General features: G+C 66.0%; 19 protein-coding genes and 1 pseudogene. 15 read left to right on the plus strand and 5 right to left on the minus strand.

Translation table 11 applies throughout. From position 1 onward, the window contains the following. Nucleotides 1-10: 10 nt before the first annotated feature. Nucleotides 11-655: a response regulator transcription factor gene (locus tag PBV52_RS36430; RefSeq protein WP_274244403.1), complete on the minus strand. Its 645-nt coding sequence runs from the start codon at nt 653-655 to the stop codon at nt 11-13. A gap of 646 nt (nt 656-1,301) precedes the next feature. Here PBV52_RS36430 and PBV52_RS36435 point away from each other — a divergent pair. The 11 genes from PBV52_RS36435 (at nt 1,302) to PBV52_RS36485 (ending at nt 12,036) form a co-directional block, all read left to right on the plus strand. Further along, entirely contained in the window at nt 1,302-2,333 is a 1,032-nt protein-coding gene (locus tag PBV52_RS36435; RefSeq protein ID WP_274244404.1) for a radical SAM protein, read from the plus strand. A 27-nt stretch (nt 2,334-2,360) separates the two neighbouring features. Then, entirely contained in the window at nt 2,361-3,236 is an 876-nt protein-coding gene (locus tag PBV52_RS36440; RefSeq protein ID WP_274244405.1) for an isocitrate lyase/phosphoenolpyruvate mutase family protein, read from the plus strand. Continuing rightward, nucleotides 3,230-4,291, plus strand: coding sequence for an Ldh family oxidoreductase (locus PBV52_RS36445; RefSeq protein ID WP_274244407.1), 1,062 nt, complete (start codon nt 3,230-3,232; stop codon nt 4,289-4,291). The genes PBV52_RS36440 and PBV52_RS36445 overlap by 7 nt, the downstream gene beginning before the upstream one ends. After that, nucleotides 4,288-5,451: a nucleotidyltransferase family protein gene (locus tag PBV52_RS36450; protein WP_274244408.1), complete on the plus strand. Its 1,164-nt coding sequence runs from the start codon at nt 4,288-4,290 to the stop codon at nt 5,449-5,451. Before PBV52_RS36445 ends, PBV52_RS36450 begins: the two co-directional genes overlap by 4 nt. Further along, nucleotides 5,444-6,295 (plus strand): AAA family ATPase, encoded by an 852-nt coding sequence (locus tag PBV52_RS36455; RefSeq protein ID WP_274244409.1) that lies wholly within the window; start codon nt 5,444-5,446, stop codon nt 6,293-6,295. Before PBV52_RS36450 ends, PBV52_RS36455 begins: the two co-directional genes overlap by 8 nt. Before the next feature lie 4 nt (nt 6,296-6,299). Next, on the plus strand, nt 6,300-7,544 hold the full coding sequence (locus PBV52_RS36460) for a hypothetical protein (protein ID WP_274244410.1): 1,245 nt from the start codon (nt 6,300-6,302) through the stop codon (nt 7,542-7,544). Then, nucleotides 7,541-7,975, plus strand: coding sequence for an NUDIX domain-containing protein (locus PBV52_RS36465; protein WP_274244412.1), 435 nt, complete (start codon nt 7,541-7,543; stop codon nt 7,973-7,975). The genes PBV52_RS36460 and PBV52_RS36465 overlap by 4 nt, the downstream gene beginning before the upstream one ends. Before the next feature lie 6 nt (nt 7,976-7,981). Then, on the plus strand, nt 7,982-8,767 hold the full coding sequence (locus PBV52_RS36470; RefSeq protein WP_274244414.1) for a class I SAM-dependent methyltransferase: 786 nt from the start codon (nt 7,982-7,984) through the stop codon (nt 8,765-8,767). Between the two features lie 43 nt (nt 8,768-8,810). Next, nucleotides 8,811-9,584, plus strand: coding sequence for an alpha/beta fold hydrolase (locus tag PBV52_RS36475; protein ID WP_274244416.1), 774 nt, complete (start codon nt 8,811-8,813; stop codon nt 9,582-9,584). Nucleotides 9,585-9,635: 51 nt separating this feature from the next. Further along, a complete protein-coding gene (locus PBV52_RS36480; RefSeq protein ID WP_274244418.1) occupies nt 9,636-11,090 on the plus strand; it encodes a Gfo/Idh/MocA family protein in 1,455 nt (484 codons plus the stop codon). A gap of 136 nt (nt 11,091-11,226) precedes the next feature. After that, nucleotides 11,227-12,036 (plus strand): D-isomer specific 2-hydroxyacid dehydrogenase family protein, encoded by an 810-nt coding sequence (locus tag PBV52_RS36485; RefSeq protein ID WP_274244421.1) that lies wholly within the window; start codon nt 11,227-11,229, stop codon nt 12,034-12,036. A 23-nt stretch (nt 12,037-12,059) separates the two neighbouring features. Here the strand turns inward: PBV52_RS36485 and PBV52_RS36490 are convergent. Next, nucleotides 12,060-12,357 (minus strand): annotated as a pseudogene (locus PBV52_RS36490) (type 1 glutamine amidotransferase domain-containing protein); the annotation flags it as partial. Nucleotides 12,358-12,634: 277 nt separating this feature from the next. Between PBV52_RS36490 and PBV52_RS36495 the strand changes: the two are divergent. From PBV52_RS36495 to PBV52_RS36510, 4 genes are all read left to right on the plus strand, one after another. Continuing rightward, the gene (locus PBV52_RS36495) at nt 12,635-13,024 is read left to right on the plus strand and encodes a hypothetical protein (RefSeq protein ID WP_274244423.1); all 390 of its coding nucleotides are present in this window, start codon (nt 12,635-12,637) and stop codon (nt 13,022-13,024) included. 859 nt (nt 13,025-13,883) lie between these two features. Beyond that, nucleotides 13,884-14,387: a tyrosine-type recombinase/integrase gene (locus PBV52_RS36500; protein WP_274244426.1), complete on the plus strand. Its 504-nt coding sequence runs from the start codon at nt 13,884-13,886 to the stop codon at nt 14,385-14,387. Between the two features lie 222 nt (nt 14,388-14,609). Continuing rightward, nucleotides 14,610-14,816 (plus strand): helix-turn-helix domain-containing protein, encoded by a 207-nt coding sequence (locus PBV52_RS36505; protein ID WP_274244428.1) that lies wholly within the window; start codon nt 14,610-14,612, stop codon nt 14,814-14,816. Between the two features lie 66 nt (nt 14,817-14,882). Further along, nucleotides 14,883-15,971, plus strand: coding sequence for a site-specific integrase (locus PBV52_RS36510; RefSeq protein ID WP_274244430.1), 1,089 nt, complete (start codon nt 14,883-14,885; stop codon nt 15,969-15,971). 48 nt (nt 15,972-16,019) lie between these two features. Here the strand turns inward: PBV52_RS36510 and PBV52_RS36515 are convergent, their stop codons facing one another. The 3 genes from PBV52_RS36515 to PBV52_RS36525 all read right to left on the minus strand — a co-directional run bounded on the left by PBV52_RS36515 (nt 16,020) and on the right by PBV52_RS36525 (nt 18,658). Further along, nucleotides 16,020-17,471, minus strand: a complete 1,452-nt coding sequence (locus PBV52_RS36515) for a hypothetical protein (protein WP_274244432.1) — start codon at nt 17,469-17,471, stop codon at nt 16,020-16,022. 120 nt (nt 17,472-17,591) lie between these two features. After that, the gene (locus tag PBV52_RS36520; RefSeq protein WP_274244434.1) at nt 17,592-18,260 is read right to left on the minus strand and encodes a nucleotidyl transferase AbiEii/AbiGii toxin family protein; all 669 of its coding nucleotides are present in this window, start codon (nt 18,258-18,260) and stop codon (nt 17,592-17,594) included. A gap of 5 nt (nt 18,261-18,265) precedes the next feature. Beyond that, entirely contained in the window at nt 18,266-18,658 is a 393-nt protein-coding gene (locus tag PBV52_RS36525; RefSeq protein WP_274244436.1) for a hypothetical protein, read from the minus strand. Nucleotides 18,659-19,026: the final 368 nt, after the last annotated feature.

The raw sequence follows: 19,026 nt of genomic DNA on the forward strand, positions 1-19,026 counted from the left end.
ACGGCCGTGGTCACCTGTCCAACGACTGGGCTGATCGAGGAACGCTGGCGGAGAGAAGGCCCAATTCAAGTGCCGCCATAACGGCACCCGCGCGGTTGGCGGCTCCCAGCTTCAACAGCAGACTGCTGACCAGGCGCTTCACGCTGTGGTGCGAGATGCCGAGCTTCTGGGCGATCTGCCGGTTGCTCAGCCCGTCGGCCACATGCTGGAGTACGTCCCGCTCGCGCACCGTCACCGAGGCTGCGATGGCGGGCGGATTATCCCGGACCCGGTCCAACAGCTGTCTGCCGAGCCCCCGTGGCATGGGCATCTGGTCGGATGCCAGTTGGGACAGGGCCTGGTGCAGAGACTCGGCGGTCAGATTCTCGTGGAGCAGGTAGCCGTCCGCTGGAGAATGAGTCACATCCAGCCACATATCGGACCGCACATCCAGGATCATCAGGGTGCGTGGTGGAGACAGGGCACTTTTGGTCATCTCTGCCGACAGCGGGACGCGGTTGGAACTCGAGACGACTAGCACATCGACTGGAGCGTGCGTCAGCCTGAGGTTCAGCTCATCCACGGACGTGCATGAATCACGCAGATTTACCGCTGGTAATGTCTGGAGCATCCCTTCCAGTCCCAGCCTCAGCAGCTCGTTCTCCACAAAGAGCACGGCGCGGAGTGGGCTGCTCGCACATGGTCGAGGCGTACTGGTGGATACTTTCCGCGCGTGTGATTCCCCTTCGAACGTCGCCCTCTCCCTCCACTCACGCGCTGTTGGTGAAGTAAATCGCGCGAGCAACCGGATGACCTGAAGAGATGGATCGGCTGCAGGTCGTCTGGCTGCGTTCTATCGAAACCTTTTCGGCGGTGAGGCCGGCAGGAAGCTGCTTCGCGTTTCAGCTCAGTCGAAGCGCTTCCGCCCTTCACGCTAAGGGCGATGCGGACGCAGGGCAAGGGGCTGTGACGGGGTGCGCTTGATGTCGCTTATGGGTGGTTTGCTAGTCGATGCGCTTCGATTTCTGGTCGCTCTCCATTGGTATACGCCTTTGTCGCGGCTGGATCGGCAGCGCTTGCATGGTTGACATTTGAGAATTTCCGCGCCTAGCGTGGTGAGCGTTCCTTGTTGTGGAACCGTGTGGGCGCGGTTGTATGTTCGGCGCCCTGCTCTCCTGCTCCATGCATCCGCGCAGGGCGGTTAATTTCTCCTGTGCGCGGGCTCTGCGGCGTCAGTAAAGGCCATCGAAGGGAGCATAGCCATGTCTCAAGAAGCGAGCCCGTTAGCGACTCGTGTCGCGACGAAGCGACGCATCGACCACATGCGCATTGCCGTCTCCTATTACTGCAATCTCCGCTGCCAGCACTGCTACGTCCCCGAGTTGAACCGCACCAAGTACCGCACGCTGCTGGAGTCGAGTCAGCTCACCCTGGAGGAGATCACCTCTTTCATCGACCGGCTCGTTGACGAGATGGAACTACAGAAGGTCACCATCACCGGCGGTGAGGCCCTCCTGCATCCCGTGTGGCCGCGCACCAAGGTCGTGCTGCGCCATGCACTCGACCGCGGTCTGACCGTGCAACTGAACACCAGCGGTTCGGGGCAGGTGCGCATGGCCCAGATCGCGGAAGTCTGCGGTGCCGATCTGGATCAACTCATCCTCCACCTGAGCCTCGACGGTGTCGACGAGGAGCGGGTGGACGCCTTCCGGGGCCGCAAAGGCGCGATGCGGGACGCGCTGCGCTCCCTGCGCGATGCGCGAGACATCGGTATGGCCGTCGAAGCCCGCTACACCATCACCGAGGAGAACCAGCAGGACACGGTTCCTACGTACCAACTGGTCAGCGAGTACAACGCACGATCATTCCTGGCCAAGCCCATGTTCGCGGCCGGAGTGGCACGGGACAACGAGGCACTGCTACTGCGGAAGAAGAACCAGGTCAGGGACGTGCAACTGGCACTGCTGGACCGCAGCATCGGCAACACCACGCGGTTGGGCCTGCCCGAGCCGGTCTATGTGCTGGAGGAGGACTTCCCAGCGGGTCACTCGGCGTACGTCATCAAGTGCGCCTGCGGCGACGCGGCCGGCTACCTGTCCACGAACGGCGACATCTATCCGTGCAGTTACCTGGTGGGCGCGCCGGACGACCGCCAGCACGTCCTGGGCAACATCCGCGACGCCGACTTCGTGGAGATGTGGAGCGATCCCCTCGCCTACAGCGAGTTCAGGTCCGCGGCGAAGGACCAGAACTGCACTGCCCAGAACATCGTCAGCGCGGGCATGGGCGTGGAGACCAGTGCCACGAAAGGCTGCTCGTGCGGCGGTTCCCAGTCCGAATGCGCTTGTGGCTGAGTGCAGGGGACCGGCTTCGGAGGCAGCATGACATCGCTACGCCATCACCTTCACTCCGCCGATGAGCCCATCCGGTTCATCGGTGTCTACGACGGCTTGTCCGGACACCTCGCCGAGCGGTCGGGCGCGGTGGCCCTGTGGGCGAGTGGTCTTTGCATATCGGCGTCCAAGGCGCTCCCCGACGGAGAGGCCGTCACTTACGAGACGCTGCTCCGGCGCGCTGAAGACATACGGCGTGGAACCTGCCTCCCCATCCTGGTGGACGGCAACACCGGCTTCGGGGACGTCACCGTCGTCCGGCACGTGGTACGCCTGCTGGAGAGCCGGGGCGTCGACGGCATCTGTCTGGAGGACAAGTCATTCCCCCGCCGGAACAGCTTCGCCGACGGCCAGCCTTACCCCCTGGAAGCGCCCGAAGTCTTAGCGGAGAAGCTGGAGGCCGCGACGAGTGCGCGCCGCAACCGTGAGTTCCTGGTCGTGGCCCGCACGGAGGGGTTCATCGCGGGTGAGTCGATGGACGAGGTCCTGGGCCGGGCGCACGTCTATGAGGAGGCCGGGGCAGACGCGCTCGTCGTGCACTCCAAGTCCACGGACGGGCAGGAGGTGCTGGCCTTCGCCAAGGCGTGGGCGCGGCGTATTCCGCTCATCGTGATTCCGACGACCTATCCCACGCTGTCGTTCCGTGACGCGGGCGAACATGGTGTGGCCGGCGTGATCTGCGCCAACCAGCTGATGCGGGTCTCCATGCATGCGATGCGGACATTCCTGACGGACCTCATCTCGGCGGACCGGATGACCGACTGCCCCACGGACATGGCCTCACTCGACGGGCTGCTGGCCTATGTGCAAGGGCTGGAAGCCACCCCGGGCAACGCGTTGTCGCTGCGTCTGGAGTCGTGTTGACAGCGGTGTGCGACGACAAATGGTGGGAAGGAGTCGGCGAGCAGAACGTCCGCGCCAGCGCTGAGGAGGTGGAGGGGGCCGCCACCCGGGTCCTGGTCTCCCACCACGTCCCAGTGGACGACGCGGCCCTGACCGCACGGCACTTGGTCGACGGAAGTCTACGAGGTCACTTCGCTCATGGGGTGGAGCGGCTGCCGCAGATGATCGCGATGCTGCGCCGAGGTACGCTCAACCCCGCACCCAAGCGGACCATCGTACGGAAGTCGTCGGCCGTCGCCATCCTCAACGGCGACAACGGCCTCGGGCCGCCCGCCGCCGCAGAAGCCGTGGCCCAGGCCCGCAGCATGGCGGCCTCCTGCGGTGTCGGGGTGGTCGGACTGTGCGCGAGCGGACACCAGGGAACCCTGGGACCCTTGGCAGAGGGATGCGCCGGAGATGACTCCTTCGGACTGGTGGTGAGCGCCTCCGAACCCGGGGTGATCACCATGGCAGGGACCAAAGCGATCTTCGGCACCAACCCCATCGCGTACGCCTGGCCGAGCGCCCAAGGTCCGGTGGTCGCGGATTTCTCCACCGCCGCGATGACACGCAGCGAGCTGCTGCGCAGAGCGGAGGCCGGGGAACCGCTGCCGTCCGGCACCGCGGTCGACACCGACGGCCTCCCCACGCGCGATGCGCGAGCCGCCCTCGACGGTGGCCTGTTGCCTCTGCGCGACGATCACAAGGGCGCCCTTCTCTCCCTCCTGGCCGCGATGCTCGCCGGGCCGGTCGTCGACGGCCCCGCTCCTCACCAGGTGGTCGGGACACGCAAGGCTGACGCGTTCCCCAACAAGGCCGACTTCTTCCTCACGATCAACCTGAGGGCCACCACGGCTCTGAGCGACTTCTACGTGCGAGGCGAGACCCTGAGGCAAGTCCTCGACTCCCCGGGCGCGGGGGATTTCACCCTGCCGGGAACCGGCGCCAAGGCGCGCATCGCAAAGGCGAGGCAGGAAGGGTTGTACCTGAGCAGCGGCACCGCTCGACTGCTCTGGGCAGAAGGGGAACGTCCATGAGAGCCCCGGTCTCCGCCCTGGAGAGACGGACTGCCCGTCCGGAGAGTGATCTGCTGCTCGCCCTGACCTGGCTCCGGCTGCTCCCCGAACAGGTGGAAGCGTGCCGACAGCACCTGCGCGACCACCGGGAACGCTTCGACTGGGGCTTCTTCATCGACCAGGCGGGCCGTCACAAGGTGTTGCCGCTGATCGGACATCACATAGCCCGTCACCGCCTGCACCACAGCGGGGACGGCAAGCCGCTGATCCCCCACTTCGACACCTACGCCGCCGTGTACCAGGGAAACCGGCTACGCAACGAAGCACTCGGGGAGGAGTTCGGGCCGGTTCTTGACGACCTGACCGCCTCGGGCATCCCCTACGCAGTCCGCAAGGGGCCAGCTCTTGCGGAGGGACTCTACAAAGACCCGGGACTGCGCCGCATGAACGATCTGGACCTCCTGCTGAGACGCGACGACGTCGACGGCGTGGGACAGGTACTCCGCGCTCATGGCTACGCTCAGGGACACCCCACGGCGACCGGTACCGTCGTCGAGCCGTTCGACCGCCGGACGCGCGCCTTCTGGCGCCTGCACGTGAACAACGAGCTCCCCTTCCACAAGCCGGGGAACCGCCTGGGCGTGGACGTCTTCGCCATCGATCTCTGCCTCGATGTGTTCCAGCACCGCCCTACGTCCGGCTCGGCGGTCGGTGACCTGCTCGCCCGGCGCCGGTCAGCGCGGCTCTTCGGAAGGCAGACCTTCACCTTGTCGCTGTCCGACCAGATGCTCGACCTCTGCGCGCACTTCCACAAGGAGGCGACGGCCCGTTACTACATCGAGGCCGGCGCCGACCTCCACCTGCTCAAATTCCTCGACATCGCCCTGATGGGCGACCGGGTGAGCCGTGCTAGCGGCTGGGAGGACGTCGTGCGGAAGGCATACGAGTACCAGGCGTCGTCCGTCGTCTACTTCGCCCTGCAACACGTGGCGTGGCTGTATCCCACCGCCGTACCCAAGGACCGACTCGCCGAGCTTCGCCCGGACAGCACCGACCTGCTGGACGAGTACGGAGCGCTGGACGGCGACACTGAGCGATGGCAGCTTCCCTTCCTGGAACGGCTGTTCCGAACCGATCGGGGCGGGCTGGTACGCGGCACGTCGGTGATTCCCCATGTCTGAGAACAGGCTCAGGCACCCCGCCGCCGTCACCATGTTCCTGGGGACCGGGGCCTTCTCGTCGAAGACCCTGCTGTCCGTCGCGCTGCTGCGGTACCTGTCGAACCACGGCGTCGACGCCGTGCCGTACAAGGCCGTGACCGTGCTGCGCGATCGTGACATCAGACAGTCACCCGCCATGGACCTTGGCCTCCCGCACCACATCCTCGCCGCGCGTGTCGGCGCCGACCCGCGGCAGTGCCCAGTCGTCGTACGCCAGACAGGCCCGTGCCAGGGCGACCTGCACCTGCGCGGCGAGAGGCTGGCGAACGTGGCTGTGCCGTGCAAGGACACAGTGGACCTGGCGTCGTTGCCTCCCGGGACGCGGGACAACATCGTCGCGGCGGCCCACTCCGCGGCGGAGCACCTAGTGAGCACTCATCGCCATGTCGTGGTCGAGGGCGCGGGCAGTGCGATCGTCCTCTCCGCGGACCAGGACTTGCCGAACATAGCCGTCGCTCGCCGACTGCGGCCCGCCATTGTTCTCGTGAGTGAGTTCTCCGGTGGAGGCGCCGCCGCCGCGTTGATAGGGACCTTCCAGTGCCTGCCGGCCGACGTCCAAACCATGGTCCGTGGATACGTCGTGGCGAACACACATGAATCGAGCGCCCTCCACCGGACGATGACCCTCGTGACGCGTACGTCGGGCATACGGCCGCTCGGGATCATCCCGGCCAACGACGAGCTCGCGTACAGCGACCTGTACACCGACTCCGCCATCGACGGATGGGCCGCGCGTCTGCACGAGAACGTCGACATGGAGGCGTTGCTGGAATCCTCCCTAGCGGGGGCCCCGATTGCGGAGTGAACTCTTGACCGATCTTGTCATCGATTGTGACTGGAACGGCCCAGCCGACGCTTCCCTGGTGGGCGAGAAGGCAGCAGAACTGCTGAGTCTCTACAACCTGTCATCGCACGGCGGCTTCCGCGTCCCCCAGTTCTGCGTCCTACCCGCTTCGGTGCTGGGGGAGTTCTACCGCCAAGTGGACTGGGACGTGCCACTTCAGTACGAAATGCTGCCCGGAACGCGGAGCGTGCCCGAGGGCGTGCTCCGGAAGCTGCTCCCGTTCCCGTCCTTCGCCGACGCGATCATCAGCGAATGCACGCGCCGACTCGAGCGACCGGCCATGCTGCGCACCAGTCTCGTACAGTCGACGAGGGACAACGGAACCGGGTACGGGATCAACTCGACGGTACTTCTCGACCGGGACCAGGCCATGGCCATCCACCGCACGCGTGTACTGCCGGACCTGCTGGCGGGGCTCTACAAGGCGTATACGACCTGGGACAGCTGGGACCGGCACCCATGGACCGCGCGGGAGGCGGGCATTGTTTTCATGGACGCCGTACCCTTCACCTGCCTAGGCGCCGCCTATGTGGAGGTCGGCCGGGTGACCGTCGAAGTGGACGCAAAAAGGCCGCCCGAACGGCACCAACTAGTCCTCGACCGGCGAGCGCCGGAGGACGACCACGGTGTGCTCGGCCGCAGGCGTCGCGACCGGCTGCTGAGAGCCTGTCACGACATCTGGGAGACCAGAGACACGGGGAGTGGTTTGGTCGAGGTGGAGTTCGGCTTCGGTGCTGAGGACGAGCTGTTCATCGTCCAAACCCGGCAGCTACCTGGTGACAGGGCGGGGGCCTTCCATTCCATTGGTGAGGTCACCGGTCAGGTATGCGATCTGCGGAATCTGCCCCGGGAACCGGGGGCGGTCCATGAGGCCCTGTCCCACGTGGGACCCCACTCCATTCTGGTGTTGCGGAGAAACGACCCGCACTGGTTCGACGCCTTCGCCCTGGCATGGATCTCACGGCTCTACGCTCTCCCCAGCCCGCCAGCCGCTGTGGTACTGGAAGACCGTGGAATCGTTGGACGGGACCCGGGCTTCCGCAATCACCTGGCCCACGCCCTCATGACGCAGCGGTCAGCCCCATTCGTAGCACAGGTGACACCCGGCCAATGGCCCAGCGGAGCGAAGGAAGTAACCATGACTTCAGATGGATCACTGCTCGACATCCGTGCCCGATCAACACAGATGATGGGACCTTCCACCTGGTGAAACTGCGTGATAAGGCGTTGTGTTGCCTTCGAGTCGCTGACTCCTTCCTCTTCACTGTCCGGTACGACGGACAGCCACCCGCGACCACGTTTCTCATCCCGCCTGGAGGAGGGATCGAGGATGGGGAGACACCCAGGGAGGCGGCGACCCGGGAGGCGCATGAGGAACTCGGCTGCGAAATCACGGCCTGGGACGACCTGGGGATCACGGTGGACGAGTTCACCTTCCGGGGCGAGGAGTACCGCGAAACCGTGCACATCTTCGCCGCCGATCTTCCCTCCGGGGCGAGGATCGCCGCTTGCGCCCACGAGTCCAATGGCGAGACCCACCCGCTCCAGTGGCTCGCGGTGAGTGACCTCCAGGACGGTGGTCTGTTGATCTATCCGCCGGGCCTACCGGAGGTGCTCATCCGATATGCCGAGTCGAAATGAGTGCGCATGGAGCTCACCGACGCCGTGTTCCTCACCTCCGCCGCCTATGCGGACCCCCGGCGGTTCGCTGCGCGCCAGGGGCTCTACCGTTGGCAGAGCCCCCACCACGACCTGCCCGCCCTCGTCATCGAAGCAATCTCTGACCTCACCGGACTGGTCGTCGACGTGGGCTGCGGCAACGGGACGTATGTGCATCGGCTCCGGTCCGCCCGGCCCGACCTGGACGTCCTCGGTGTCGATCTGTCCCTGGGGATGCTCAAGAGCATCGCTCCGCCGGTGGTGGTGGCTGACGGCCGCCGCCTGCCGCTGCCGCACGCGTCCGCCGACGCCACGCTGGCCCTGCACATGCTGTACCACCTGCCCGACATCGGTGCTGGGATCGCTGAGTTGAAGAGAATTCTCCGCCCCGGTGGCAAGGCGGTCATCGCGACCAACTCCGCCACCGACAAAAGCGAACTCCAAGCGCTCTGGCAGCAGGCGCACCAGGACGCCGACGTGCCCCTCACCAGCCGCAGCCTCTCGTTCAGCGCACGGTTCACTCTGGAGGACGCACAGGAAACGCTGCCACGGTACTTCTCGCACACCGAACTTCTGCGCCTGGACTCCACCATCACCGTTCCCAGCTCCCGACCCGTGATGGAGTACTTCCACTCCTATCTCCCGCTGCCAGGGCATGACGAGAGGACGACGCGACGCGTCATCGCCGCGCTGACCGACCGCGTGCGGGCCGAGGTCGCGCGCGCCGGCAGCTTCCGCATCACCTGCCGAGGAGGGCTGTTCGTCTGCTCCTAGCGTTCCGGAGACCGCTGCACGTTGACAGTGAGGAGGGCGCTCCATGCACTATCTGTTGCTGGCCGAGCACCAAGCCCGGGTCCGTTGGGTCGATGTGCCTGGTGTGCGTCCCGCTCGCGTGTACGTGCACGGCCTGGGCTCCGCGGCGGTGGACTTCTTCTCCCTCGCGGCTCATCCTCTCCTCGCTGGCCATCGAACCATTCTGGTCGATCTCCTCGGTTTCGGTTTCAGCGACCGACCGGAAAGCTTCGGATACACGGTCGACGACCACGCGGAAGTAGTCGAGCGAGTACTGGACGAACTGCACCTTTCCGATTGCGAGGTGGTAGCTCACAGCATGGGGGGCGCCGTCACGGTGGCACTGGCTCGGAAGCGGCCTGACCTGGTGTCCCGCCTGGTCCTCGCCGAGCCCTGCCTCACAGGTGGCGGCAAACTGAGTGGACGGATCGCCACACTCTCGGAACACGACTACGTGCGCCGCGGGCACGCCATGATCGCGGCGCGACTCGGAAACAGCCGTAATGTCACGGATCTTGAGGCGTTACCTGCCTTCCAGGCAGCCTCACCCCTCGCCGTTCACCGGTCCGCCGTTGGACTCGTGCGCGGCACGCGTGAGGACCTGCGCCATGTTCTCCAGGAACTTCCCCTGCCGCGTGCCTACCTCGTCGGCGAACACAGCCTGCCCGATCTAGCGGCTGAGACACTACGTGCTTCGGGAGTGGCCGTTCTCATCGTGCGGGGAGCCGGTCACATGATGATGCATGACGCTCCGCAGACGTTCGCCGAGTCCGTGCATCGGGCGATCAGCAGCGCCTGACACGCGTGCACACGTACTTCCACTCCCGGACAGGAAAGGTGGCCGCCTGACATGCCGCGAAAGATCGTCCTCGTAGGGCTGGGCTTCCACGCACGGCACCATTACCTACATCTGCTGGCAGACCTCGTACGTCGGCAGGAGGTGCGACTGGTCGCCGTGGTGGAACTCGAAAAACGACGAGCACACACCGCACAAGTTCTGAGCGACGCCGGCATCCCCGCCGCCCACTTCGTGGGTGTACGTGCGACCGATGCGCTCGCGCAAGCCGAAGCACTGGCGAACCTGAGCAGAGTCAAGGCCCAGCACGGCTGCGACGGACTGATCATCTCCACCGACCCCCGCAACCACCTCCCCTATCTGGAATGGGGCGCGGTGGAAGGGGTCGATGTCCTGGTGGACAAACCACTGACCGCCACCGACATGGACTTCTCCCCAGAGTCCGCCCGAGCGCTGACCAACGCATTCGAATCAGTCAGGGACCTCTTCGCGAAATCTGCTGCCACCGCCACTGTCATGGTGACCCGTCGCTCCCACGATGGATACCTCATCGCACGCCGCGTCCTGCATGAGGTGGCCGCGGAATTCGGCATACCCATCACCTTCATCAACGCCTACCACGCCAACGGCTATTGGAACTTCCCCGATGAGTTCCGCAGTCGTGAGAACCACCCGTACAAGTACGGTTTCGGCGCCCTTCTGCACGGGGGCTACCACGTGGTCGACCTGGCTGCCTGGCTGCTGTCCGTCAACGAGAACGCTCTCCGCGACGACTGGGCGGACAGCGTAGAGGTACTCACCCAGCACACCACGCCCGACGACTTCCTGGAGCAGGTACCCGAAGCCGTGTACAGCAGGTTAGGTCTGGGGCAATCCATGCAGGCGCCCTTCAGCTCTGCCGGTCGTCGTTTCGCGCGGTCGTGCGGTGAGACGGATGTGAACATCGCTTTCTCGGCCAGACGGAACGACCGCGTGATCACCATGGGCAATATCCAGGTGATGGAGACGGCGCTTAGCACCCGAGCCTGGCGAGACCTCCCGGAGGACACGTACAAGAGCAACGGCCGCCACTCTCAGGAACGGCTCACCATTCACATGGGACACCTCCTGACTCTGCACACCGAGGACTACCGTTCCTGGTCCGGCGACGCGGATCCGGATGGCCTCGCGCCTGCACGATTCGTCATCCGGGTACTGCGCAACAGCAAGCTGATCGGTGGGGAGCCCTACTCCGAACACGTGCTGACGCGTCCGCCGAACCCGGCCGGCCACCGCGACGAATCCCTCACCGAACGCAGTCGCCGCCAGGCCTTCCACCAGTGGATAGCCGGAACTGGTCACGCCAGCGCGCTGGACACTCACGGACTGTCCATACGGCTGCTGACAGCTGCGCACGAGAGCATGTTCCGCCGCCGTCGCGGCCTCGCGCCCATGGCCACGTTTCCGATGCGGACACCTACGCTGACCCAGGAACCGGAATCAGTGCGGTGGGGCAACGCCAATGTCTGAACTGCTCGTGATCGGCGCCCCGAGCGACACAGCTCGCGAAGTGGTGAGAGAAGCCCTGTGGCCCCATCAGATGACGGTGTCCTTCTGGCCCGACCCGGCTTCCGTGCCCCGAGACATCAGGCGCCTGGCGACAGGCGTGATCATCGACGGCCCAGGAGCTGACGGAGATTTCGTCCACAGCCTCGCAAGGCTGAAGGCATGGGTACGGGTCACCCGAACGCCGTGCAGCTACGCGTCGGAGTACGCCGCCCTTCAGCTAAGGGGCGTGGCGGTCCGAGGGGGCACGCCGGGCCGCTCTATCGCTGAGACGGCGGAGTTCTCCGTTCTGATGATGCTCATGCTGGTCCGCAGAGCGATCGACGTGGAACAGGCACTGCGAGGTGGAGACGTTAAGGCCATCGAATCTCTCAACCACGCGACCGGCACGCTGGGCGACGAGACCGTTGGCCTCGTTGGTCTCGGCCGCGTCGGCAAGGCGGTGACCAACCTCCTGACCCCCTACGGTCCGCTGATCCTCCACGCCGCTAGACGCTCCCCGCAGGACTGTTGCGCTGGAGCGGCCGGGCGCTACGGCGACCACGTGCCGTTGAGTGAACTGCTGGCACGATCCACGATTGTCTCCCTCCACCTGAGAGACCGGGAAGGCACCTGGCGCTTGGGTGAGGAACAACTGGCCGCGATGAGACGCGACGCGATTCTCATTAACACGGCACAGGGCCGTCTGGTCGACGAGACGGCCCTGTGCGCCCATCTGGAGCGTGGGCGACTTCGGGCGGCCGGACTCGATGTCTTCGAGCGTGAGCCACTGCCCGCCGACTCACCGCTGCGCTCGGCGCCCAACCTGCTGCTCACGCCCCACATAGCAGGCAAGACACGCGGAGCGGCACAACGGTTGTGGAAGGAGGCGTGCGAGGCCGTGATCGGCGTTCTGTACTCGGCCACGTAGGTGCGGCTTACCCACCCGAAGACGTGGCCTGCTGGGTCTCCTCGGCGTTGCTGAAAGAAGACGGCGTCGTAGTCGTCCAGCTTCACGTCCTCAAGCGCGATCGGGTGCCGCAGTTCGCCGATGACATCGAGGCTGGCGGCCATCTCCTCGGCGCCTTCCTGGCCGCCGTTGAACTCGGGAGCGAGGCTGGACTTGTCCATGGTCGGGACGACCCCGCCGGGGGTGGCTACGGTGCTGGTGGCCGGCGGCCGTGAACACCTGGTACGGGGCGACTGCCTCTTCGGCCCAGAAACCGGTCGGGTGCTTGGTGCCGTCCGCCAGCGTCCAGCGGCGCGCACTTCATGGTCCGCAACCTCACCGTGGCCCAGCCCAGCCCAGCCCAGCCCAGCCCGGACCCGGAGTTGGACGCCCCGATGGACTCGGCGAGCCCCGAGCGGTTCCGCGGCGCCCTGCCCCCCGTTTCGACGGCTCACCGACTTTCGTGCCAGCATCGCCGAACGCGTGCTGCCCGCATGGGTGACATCGCCGTCGGCCGGGTCGGCCTCCCCCGTACAACGCACCATCGTGGCGACCCACTTGCTATCCGCGCTCATCAACCATGAGTACCAGCACGACCAGTGGATCGGCGAAGTCCGTGCGGGCGACCTTGGCCGCGTGCTCCCGCCGGACCCCAACGGCGCCCCCGTACGACAGCCCACCTGCGGCCACACGCGGACAGTGGTGGGACTACTCCCGCTCCCAGGAAAACCGCGACATGATCTTCCTCCTCATCGGCGACAGTCTTAGACGCCTCGGCCTCAACGACTGGTGGCCGGCGGGGGAAGGAAAGTCGCACGATCCGATGATCGACGTCCCCCAGAACTACTACAACACGACTTCGCTGGTCTTCTTCTTCGACGGCCGCTCCTCACCTGACCGCCTCGTGCAGGACGCACGCACACGGGCTCTTCACGAGCGATACCCCCCTACAGCCTGGTCGACGGCATAGGGAATTGCCGGGTGCATGCATTCATCCGGTCTCCGCACGAACTGGCGTGCTCCCTGGATGACTGTCAACTCTTCGTCGAAGTCGTGCGGATCGAGGTGGCTGTGACGTCGCTCAGCGGGTCCTGGCGTGAATTCCGTGAAGGTGATCATGCTTCCGTGCGCCGGTGACACACGGTCACGCTGCGGGATGCTGGTGGACGTGTGAGGGCCTGGTCGAGAGGCTGTTCCCGCATCTCAAGGAAGTGATGGTGGAGCAACTGATGGCCGATAATTGAGAGCCATTTGCAGTTCGCTGGCAGTGTAGGAATCCAACGGCGGAGTGTGGCGGGACAAATTATCGGTTCCAGCTGGCCGACGCCGATGAGAGCAGGCGTTTAGAAGGCGCCTGCTCTGTTCTACCGCTTTCGGACGTCCAGGCCGAGCCGCAGGCGAGTGCCCGGTGGTTGGAAGGGCGCGCGCCCCTGTGATTCCGGGGGGGGGTGAGTTGCTTCGCCGACGGCAGACACATTGAGGCCGACACGGACTGGAATACAGCGGCGAAGGAAGTCAACCTAGAGCGGTCCTCGGGGAGAGCCGTGATATGGCGCCCTCTCTGCCCATCCATGTGGGTGCTTCTGGTGAAGGGGTGGGCGGAATATATACGACGATCGCCGGTTAGCGAAACCGGCGCTTCTCTGGACTATTGAATCACCACGGGGACGTCGCCGCGTCCCGCCGCCTTGTGTGAGGAGCCAAGTACCTTGTCGCATACTGCAATAGATGAACATTCCCTGCTCTCCGTGGAGCACATCCGTTCCCTGCTGGGATGGGTTCAGCAATCCCCCGAGGCGTCGGGGGCGGTGTTTCCTTTCCTCGCCTCGATGGCAGGTGCGGCCCTGCTCCCCAGCGAGGCAGCCGCGCTTCGAGTGGACGACGCCACGCTCCCGGAAGGGGAGTTCGGTGAGTTGCTCGTCCGCGCCGACGAAGAGCGGAAGGTCCCTGTCACTCCGGAACTCGCCGGTGTGCTTCAGGAGTGGATCGACGAGGCCAGCCTGAAGCCCGGCGATTTGCTGTTCCCCGGTGAGCACGGCGGGGAGTTGTCGTCGTCGCTGTACCGGCGGGTGTGGAAGCAGGCCCGTGAGGCGGTGCTGACCCCGGACGAGGTGACAGCAGGTTTGGGGGAACGCGTCACCAGTCTGCGGGATTCCTGCCTGGATGCATGGCTCAAGGCGGGTGTTCCTGCGTGGGGCGTCGCCGAGTGGGCCGGCGTGAGCGCGAGCTGGCTTGCGCTGCGCTACCCGCATCGGTTCCGCCTGGAGGACGTCGACCTCGACTGGGGTCACCTGGCCGAGGTCATGGCGCTTCCGGACTCGCTCAAGCGGTGATTTCGCGCCCCGCGCTCTGGTCGACGATCAGAGCGCGGGCTTCCGCCATCGACTCTTGAACTTCAGCGGTCTGCACATCAAGGACGTTGTCACGTGATGATTCTCCGTGATGTGGTCCCACTGCCCTGACGGGGCTGGTTGACCTTCGTCCTGGCCCGCCTGATGTCCCGGCTGAACCGATTTGCCGATTGACCTTCTCACCCTCATCTCAAGGACTCACTCATGCCTGCCCGTTTGCTGTCCATTCCTGCCGTCGCCGCCGCTTTGGACGTGGACCGGCGCACCGTCTATCGGTTCATCGCCGCCGGGGAACTGCCGGTGGTCGACCTGCGCACCGGAGCGGGCCGCTCTCGTGTCCGTGTCCCCGCTGCTGGGCTGGAGGAGTTCATCACCAGCAGGTCGGTCGCTGCCCCGCAGACCCGCCGCTGACCCCTCGCCGTCAGCTCAGCCCTCCACGTTCCCGAACAAAGGAGTAGTACCGCGTACCTGCGCAAGTTGAAGTCCGGCAAGTGGCAGGCGACCGTACGCAACCGGGCAGGAGACCGGTTCAGTGAATCCTTCCCCCTCAAGTCGCAGGCGCGCGCCTGGGGCACCGAGATGGAGACCCAGTTCGCCCGTGGAGGTATGCGCGATCCGCGGGCCGGTGAAATGTCGTTCCGCGAGTGGCACGACCGGTGGTGGAACGCCCGCATCGTTGAGCCCCACACGCTGCGAGGCGACGCCTCCAGCATCAAGAACCATGTCATGCCCTGCTGGGCGGACTGGGAGATGCGGGCCATCACTCGTATGGACGTCCAGAGCTGGATCCGGACCCTGGTCGAGAAGGGTGCGGGGGCCGCGGCGATCAAGCGGGCCTACAACCTGACGTCCTCTATAATGCGCGCGGCCGTCGACGACGACGTCTTGGCGGTGACCCCGTGCCGCAGCATCGACCTGCCCCAGATCGCGGTCAAGCCGCCGCAGTGGTTCACGCTCGACCAGGCGCAGAGCATCCTGGACGAACTCCCCGCCGCGTGGCGGACGATGTGCCTGCTCGGCTTCTACACCGGACTGCGCTGGGGAGAACTCTCTGGCCTGCATCGCCACCGCATCGACACACGTCGCTCGCGCCTGTTCGTGGTGGAGGTCAACACCAAGAGCGGTATCAAGGAGTACCCGAAGAGCTCCAAGAGCCGCCGGGAGGTCCCCCTCCCGCCCCACGTCATGGAGGCACTCGAACGCCATATCCACCGGCTCGACCGGGACGCCGTGGTGTTCACCACCATCACCAAGGGCCGTGCCGGACGCCTCCTCGCCGACAGCAACTGGCGCCGCCAGACCTGGTGGCCCACCGTCGAAGGTGCCCACTACTTCGACTCCGACGGCGAGCAGCAGCTCGTCCCGCACTATCCACCGCACTCCATGCGCCACACCTGCGCCTCGTGGCTGGTCCAGAAGGGAGTCTCGCTCTACGAGGTCCAGCACCTCCTCGGCCACGAGAGCTTCCAGACCACCCAGCGCTACGCGCACTTGCAACCGGACGCGCACAAGGCCGTCCTCGGAGCCTGGGAACGTCTCGACGTTCCGTTGACCATCGCCGCATGAACGTTCCTCCGCCCTGTCCTCAACGGACAGGGCGGAGTCGTTTGCGGGTCACAGGCGCTGGTCGGCTGGATCTTCCGTAGGAAGGATCCAGCGATCCTGGGCGTCGAACGGCCAAGGGTACGTGCGCAGGTTGTCCTTCAGCAGTTCGTGCAGCGCCTCACGACTGGCTGGGGGATTTGGCGGTGTACGCAGTGTCGAGCCAAGCGGGTTAGTTCGCGCCGCGTAGCCTTCGGCCCACTCCAGCCATTCCACCTCGTCCGCCGGAATCGGTGCGTCGCCGACTCGTGCCCGGGCAGCGTGGCAGAAGGAGCGGATCTCCAGAGCCTGCTGCCACGCCCTCACTTGCTCGGTCAGGACCTTCGCCCGGTGCCGCTCGACCTGCTGCTCGCGTGCCTGCGCAACGGCTGCGTACCAGCGGTGCCGCTGCTCGGCCTCGCGGAGCTCCTTCTCTCGCTGTTGGCGCTCGGCCTCTGCCGCCAGGTGCTCGAGCTTCTGCAGCAGGCGCCCCAGCCGCGACTCCAAGGTCCATCGGGCGCCATCGCTGTACGAGTACGCATGCTCATACCGGCTTCCGACCGGTGCGCCGATCGCCAGACGCCCGTCGAACTTCTCGTCGTACGTGGGTGGCTGCGTCCAGGGGCTGCGTGGCTGCCGGCGGATCTCCTGGGGAGTTGGTTCGTGCGGGACCTTGGCCGTCCGCTCGGTGAGGACGAGGGGGAAGGCCCGGCCGTGGACGACGATGGCCAGCGTATGTACAGCCTTCTCATGGTCGATATCGGTCCGGGTTTCCACGGCATGGCCGCGGTTCTCGGCTTCGGTCAGGAGCGCGTGCATGATGCGCAGAGCGCGGTCGACCAGCGGACGTGACAGGTACAGGGGGATGACCTCGGGCTTGCCCCGGGTGTCGACTACGGTCCGGGACCTGCCGAGAGCCTTGCGTGTCGCGCGGACCAGACGATGAGGGCGGACCACGCTCTCGGGTACGCCGACAATCGGCACCGGTGGAGACTGGGCCGCCTTTTCGGCTTCCTCGTCGACCAGCGCGAAGACGCAGTCGCCTCGCCGCCGACCGGACCAGCGCAGCTTGTGCCCCTCCGGCACGTGACCGTGGTGCAGCGCGTCGTAGTAGGCAGCCCGCCACCGCCCCCTCGTCTGAGGAGCAGGATCCGGGACTGTGATCTTCCCCGAGGCGGAGCGCAGCTGGGAGATCAGCTCGACTCCGTCGGCAGGGGCACGAGCAGCTTCGTCGGCGTCCTCTGCCAGCCGTTCCTTTGCTGCCTGTACCTCGCGAGGGTGCTTGCCGTACTTGAGGTAGTAGCGGCCGTCCGCCGTGACGACCGCGACGGGTAGCCCGCTGCTGCGCCACGTTCTCTTGATCAATCCGCGCTTCTCAAGCGCCGCAGCGGTATGGATGGCCTTGGGCGGGAGAACCACGGCCTCAGAAGCAGACGCGATCTCTCGCAGCATCGCGGCTTGCCTCTCCGACAATGCGTACTTCACGGCCCAGGACTCCGCTCGGCTCACTGCAGGGAGGAGCATCACGATAGGCGGCAGCGGCAGGGTGCTGCGGGTTTCATAGCCCGTTTGGGTGGCTAGAGCCGTGTGAGGGTCCGGACATGATCAGTCGATGTCCGGATCATCGGCCTCTTCCAGGAGCCGGGTCGCGAGGCCGTCGGCCCACTCCACAGCCCAAACGCGGAGCGCGGTGATGGTGGCGTCATCGAGGCCATAGGCGGCGAAGGCTTCGTCGTCGATCCACTCGGCGCCCGAGAGATTCGCCTGCAGATCCTCGTGCTCGAAGCGGCCACGGGCGTGGCGGCGGCCGAACTCCTCCAGCTCGGCATTGGACCAGCGGCGGGAGGCCGCGAACACGTCGATCAGATCACGGGGCGCTCCGCGGTCGGCGAGGGCGCGGACCTTGGTCCCGATCACATCCTCCTCCGCGAGGACGGGCCCGTACGGGCTCTGGGCGACCGGCCGCCAGAAGATCTCCTTGAGGATGTCGACCTCGCACTCTTGCCCAGTGGCTGGGTCAGTCACGGTGAAGCGGGCGGACAGCGGGGCGGTCTCCAGCGCCCGTACCTTCCAGCCACGGGCTTCGAGGCCGCTGCGGAGTGTGGCCGCGATGTCGGCCATGGGTGCCGGGTTCTCGGTGGCGACATCGAGGTCCTGACTCGGACGGTTCACGAGGTGGTGCGCCCGCACGGCATACCCGCCGGTGAGAACCAGCGGATACGAGGAGCCGAGCGCGATCACATCCGCCAGGAGCCGCGTGTGCAGCTCCGGCATGTCTGTCACGCGGCTGCCCGGGTGCGGGAGGCGAGCTGGGGGAAGGCGTCTTCCCAGACGGTGCGCACGGTGCGGCCGACGAGGGTGCGCAGTACCGGCCACAGCTGGAGGAGCAGGTCCCGGTTGAGGTACCGGGGCAGGTCATCACGCAGGCCCTCGTGCAGGACGGTGCGGTACAGGCCCATGCGCTGGCGCGGCTTGCCCAGGTCGTACGAGGTCATCCCGGACCAGGCCATGTGCAGCGGCAGATCCACGATCCCCTGGGTCGGGCCGTGCAACTCGTCCAGCGACTCCGGCAGACGCCGCCGGAACTTCTCCCGGTAGAGCGCGAGGTCCTCGGCGACCGCGCCCGGGAAATCGCTCGGCGTGGGTGCGGGGTGCTGTGGGCTGGAGGGCATGAGTCCATTATGGCGGCCGGAGAGGTGGCGTGGGTCATGATGAGCGAGCTGGCGTCTGGAGTGAGCGGGACGGAGCCTGCTGGGGGAGCTGGTCGTGGCAGCTCGGTCTGCCCTAGTAGGCGGGACGGGCTGTCGGCCGTGACGCTCGTTTGACGCTCTGGGCGCCCTCACGCTGCGCAGCGAGCCGAGAAAGCGCCTCTGACCTGGCCTTTTCCACGACTCACTCAGGCCGACATCTTTCCGATGACTCATCATGTGGAGTGCGTGGCGATCCTCGAACCCGCTGCGAAGAGCCTTTGACCTGGGTTTTCTCTGGCGTACGCGGCTTCTGACGAACGCCTCTGACCTGCGGTTCTGTGGACGGCGTG

Origin of the sequence: Streptomyces sp. T12, assembly GCF_028736035.1 — a bacterium.
In the GTDB taxonomy this organism is placed as follows: domain Bacteria; phylum Actinomycetota; class Actinomycetes; order Streptomycetales; family Streptomycetaceae; genus Streptomyces.

Bases quoted from the DNA above. Each gene is read 5' to 3' on its own strand.
- PBV52_RS36495 (WP_274244423.1), top strand. From the start codon at position 12,635: ATGAGTACCAGCACGACCAGTGGATCGGCGAAGTCCGTGCGGGCGACC.
- PBV52_RS36475 (WP_274244416.1), top strand. From the start codon at position 8,811: ATGCACTATCTGTTGCTGGCCGAGCACCAAGCCCGGGTCCGTTGGGTC.
- PBV52_RS36525 (WP_274244436.1), bottom strand. From the start codon at position 18,658: ATGCCCTCCAGCCCACAGCACCCCGCACCCACGCCGAGCGATTTCCCG.
- PBV52_RS36500 (WP_274244426.1), top strand. From the start codon at position 13,884: ATGGCAGGTGCGGCCCTGCTCCCCAGCGAGGCAGCCGCGCTTCGAGTG.
- PBV52_RS36435 (WP_274244404.1), top strand. From the start codon at position 1,302: ATGCGCATTGCCGTCTCCTATTACTGCAATCTCCGCTGCCAGCACTGC.
- PBV52_RS36450 (WP_274244408.1), top strand. From the start codon at position 4,288: ATGAGAGCCCCGGTCTCCGCCCTGGAGAGACGGACTGCCCGTCCGGAG.
- PBV52_RS36505 (WP_274244428.1), top strand. From the start codon at position 14,610: ATGCCTGCCCGTTTGCTGTCCATTCCTGCCGTCGCCGCCGCTTTGGAC.
- PBV52_RS36455 (WP_274244409.1), top strand. From the start codon at position 5,444: ATGTCTGAGAACAGGCTCAGGCACCCCGCCGCCGTCACCATGTTCCTG.
- PBV52_RS36480 (WP_274244418.1), top strand. From the start codon at position 9,636: ATGCCGCGAAAGATCGTCCTCGTAGGGCTGGGCTTCCACGCACGGCAC.
- PBV52_RS36520 (WP_274244434.1), bottom strand. From the start codon at position 18,260: ATGCCGGAGCTGCACACGCGGCTCCTGGCGGATGTGATCGCGCTCGGC.
- PBV52_RS36470 (WP_274244414.1), top strand. From the start codon at position 7,982: ATGGAGCTCACCGACGCCGTGTTCCTCACCTCCGCCGCCTATGCGGAC.
- PBV52_RS36440 (WP_274244405.1), top strand. From the start codon at position 2,361: ATGACATCGCTACGCCATCACCTTCACTCCGCCGATGAGCCCATCCGG.